Source organism: Candidatus Aquicultor secundus (genome assembly GCF_002791875.1).
Lineage (GTDB): Bacteria > Actinomycetota > Aquicultoria > Aquicultorales > Aquicultoraceae > Aquicultor_A > Aquicultor_A secundus.
In genome coordinates this window covers 13508-15479 of sequence record NZ_PFNG01000179.1, presented here as the reverse complement: position 1 = coordinate 15479, position 1972 = coordinate 13508, and the positions used below count along the sequence as shown (strand labels likewise).

The following is a 1972-nucleotide window of genomic DNA, read 5'->3' as shown; positions in this document are numbered from 1 at the left end:
GAGGCAACGATGTGAATACCGAAGCGCTCCGCATCATACACCGGGTTGCTTATAGCGGCGATCTCTAGCTCACAAGCGTTGCAGCTGCCGCAATCGACCTCCCGCACATGCATCGACCTGGCAAATATCTTAATTTTTTCAGGGATTACAGCGTCCTTGGTCTGTGGTTTTTCCGGTAAATTTGGCGAGAGCTTATTAATGGAGAATGTGTGTGTGAGCGCGCCCCTCGAAGTAGCGCCGTCGATCCCCGGTCCCATGACAAGCGCGCCGGGTGCGCACGCATCCACACAAGCCCGACATGCTATGCAGGCATCGTATTTAAACACTAATTGCCGGTCGTTTTTCAACGTAATCGCGCCCGTTGGGCAAATCTTAACGCACGCCGTGCAGCCCGAACAGACCAGGCCGTCCGGCACAGGCATCCAACGGCCCGAATTAGAAGACCGTTGCGCGTCTATATCTTTTATCGTTACCTTTGGTCTGCAGATGCGCTTGCAGCTTATCCTTCGCAAAACTTCCTCCTAAAGATCGTTCCCGGCATATGATAAGTTAAAGCTCTTGTTAACAAGTGGAAAATCGGGCACGATATTGCCGTGAAGCGCATACGGCAAGGCCGGCCAGTTATTAAAAGATGGCGTTCTTAAGCGACAATTAGCGATTTTTGCTTCGTCATCGATCTCGACCCAGCAAAGCGTCATGCCCCTCGGGGCTTCTACCCAGCCCAGTGCCTGGCCGCGAGAAGACACCGCAAAATCGCCTGTGCGCACAGCGCCGCTCTTAATAGCCCCAAGGGCGGCCTCGATTATGCCGAGAGACTGCCGCACCTCGTCAAACTTCAACCTGACCCGGGCGGCGACGTCCCCGTCAAATCGGGTAATGATATCGAGCGGATGCATTGCATAAAAGCCATAGGGATAATCGGTTCGCGTATCAACCGCAATGCCGCTTGCCCGGGCAACCGGGCCGACAACCCCGAGATTGAGTGCATGCTCTGTACTCAGCACACCTGTTTTCATGAACCGGTCGATTACCGAGCTTCGGCTAAACGTGGTCGCTTCAAGCTCCTTTACATCACACAACGCTATCTCTATAAAGCTCGATATGCGGTGGATTACCTCATTATCGATATCCCTTCGAAGGCCTCCCGGTGCGATCATTCCCCGTAAGAATCGACTGCCGGATACCATTTCACAGAGACTCATCACTTTTTCACGTAATAGAGCGGCTTTTGCCGCGCCAATCGAAAAAGCTATGTCCGTTGCTGCGCCGCCGATATCGGCAAGGTGGCAATGCATGCGCTCCAGCTCTAAAAACACCGCACGCAATCGTTGCGCGCGCTCGGGTATCGCCACTTTAAAGATTCGCTCAATCGCCTGGCTATAGGCAACCGAGTTTGCAACTGTCTCGTCACCGGAAACGCGTTCTGCCACGAGTGCCCCTTCGAGAAGAGACCTGCCCCGCATGAACCGCTCTATGCCACGGTGCTTATAGAACAAACGAAGTTCCAGGTAAAGGATTTTCTCGCCTACCGAACTGAACCGAAAATGCCCGGGCTCGATAATGCCCGCGTGCACCGGGCCGACGGCGATTTCAAAGACTCCCTCGCCTTCTATCCTGTGAAACTCATACGTGCCCTTTACGCGGGGTACCTTTTGCTTGCTATCGAAATCATCTCGCCACGGATAGACCCCCTGCGGCCAGTCCTCATGGAGCACCAAGCGCCTGGGGTCGGGGTGCCCGACAGGTGTGAGGCCGAGCATATCGGCGATCTTTCGCTCGTGCCAGTTCATGGCCGGAAGCTGTAGCGCGAGCGATGGGAACTCGGGGGCATCGGCCGGGATCACGCTTTTTAGGTGTAACAGACAGTGTTTTGACGGGATACCGAAGATGTGATGCAGTGAAAAACCATTGTTATGCGACCGTTCGTCTACTGCAAATATGAATTGAAGCGTGCCGTGCAACTCGTCCACGA

At 54.3% G+C, this 1972-nt stretch carries 2 protein-coding genes; both read right to left on the bottom strand.

Annotated features, from left to right (window positions below; translation table 11 throughout):
• A partial coding sequence (locus COY37_RS07725; protein WP_286977084.1) for a 4Fe-4S dicluster domain-containing protein occupies positions 1-512 on the bottom strand: 512 nt, incomplete at its 3' end.
• A 9-nt stretch (positions 513-521) separates the two neighbouring features.
• The coding region (locus COY37_RS07720; protein WP_286977082.1) for a hydrogenase large subunit at positions 522-1972 on the bottom strand (1451 nt) is incomplete at its 5' end.